This window comes from Komagataeibacter saccharivorans, from assembly GCF_003207825.1.
Taxonomy (GTDB): domain Bacteria; phylum Pseudomonadota; class Alphaproteobacteria; order Acetobacterales; family Acetobacteraceae; genus Komagataeibacter; species Komagataeibacter saccharivorans.
In genome coordinates this window covers 1-1,086 of the sequence record NZ_NKTY01000087.1, presented here as the reverse complement: position 1 = coordinate 1,086, position 1,086 = coordinate 1, and the positions used below count along the sequence as shown (strand labels likewise).

1 protein-coding gene and 1 pseudogene are annotated in these 1,086 nt (G+C 59.9%); both read right to left on the bottom strand.

The window, feature by feature from the left end:
- Positions 1-86 precede the first annotated feature (86 nt).
- A complete protein-coding gene (gene istB, locus CFR79_RS15450; RefSeq protein ID WP_102325896.1) occupies positions 87-866 on the bottom strand; it encodes an IS21-like element helper ATPase IstB in 780 nt (259 codons plus the stop codon).
- Positions 856-1,086 (bottom strand): annotated as a pseudogene (locus CFR79_RS15445) (IS21 family transposase); the annotation flags it as partial. The gene istB and the pseudogene CFR79_RS15445, both read right to left, overlap by 11 nt.

Genomic DNA, 1,086 nt, shown 5'->3' with positions numbered 1-1,086 from the left:
TGTTGATTTTCACTGAGAACTGACCCGGGTTTTTCATCAGGAATTGACCCAGCCAGCTGCTATTTCAGGCGTAGTCGGGCGGGCGGTCAAGAAGAGGATCTGTCCTTTCTGTTTTTTGACGCGGCGGTGCTGGCGCGGAACCTGTAGCTGTCATTTCCTGTCTCGAGGATATGACAGTGATGGGTCAGCCGATCGAGGAGCGCCGTCGTCATCTTCGGGTCACCAAAGACGTCTCCCCATTCACTGAAGCTCAGATTGGTTGTGATGATGACACTGGTGCGCTCGTAGAGGCGGCTGAGCAGATGGAACAGCAGGGCGCCCCCTGATGCACTGAAGGGGAGATAACCGAGTTCATCAAGGATCACGAGATCCAGGCGGAGCAGCCTGTCGGCAATCTGCCCGGCCCGGTTGGCGGTCTTTTCCTGTTCAAGCGCATTGACCAGGTCGACCGTTGACCAGAAGCGCGCCTTCTTGCGGTGATGGGTGATCGCCTGGATGGCCAGCGCGGTCGCCAGGTGGGTTTTCCCGGTTCCCGGGCCGCCGATCAGCACGACATTTTCAGCACGCTCGATGAAGTCCCCGCCATGGAGCTGGCGGATCATGGGCTCGTTGACCTGCGTATTGGCAAAGGAGAACCCGGACAGGTCCTTGTAGGCGGGGAACCGGGCGGTCTTTGTCTGGTAGGCGATGGAGCGGACTTCGCGTTCGGCCAGTTCCGCCTTCAGGAGCTGCGAGAGGATGGGGATGGCCGCCTCGAAGGCGGGCGCGCCCTGCTCGATGAGGTCGGCCGTGGCCTGGGCCATGCCATACATCCGCAATCCACGGAGCATGACGACAAGTGAAGCAGCAGCAGGATCATGACGCATGGCGGCTGTCCCTTCGCAGGATGTCATACCGCCCTGTATCGGCGCACGGTTCGTGTTCGAGCACCAGGGCCTGTGGGGCATCAAGCCGGGGAACCACGGTTCTCTTGGCATCGATCAGGCGATGAAGCGTATTGAGAACATGGGTCTTGGTCGCCACGCCGTCTTCAAGAGCCAGTTCAACTGCGCAGAGGACAGCCTGCTCATCATGCTGCAGCACAAG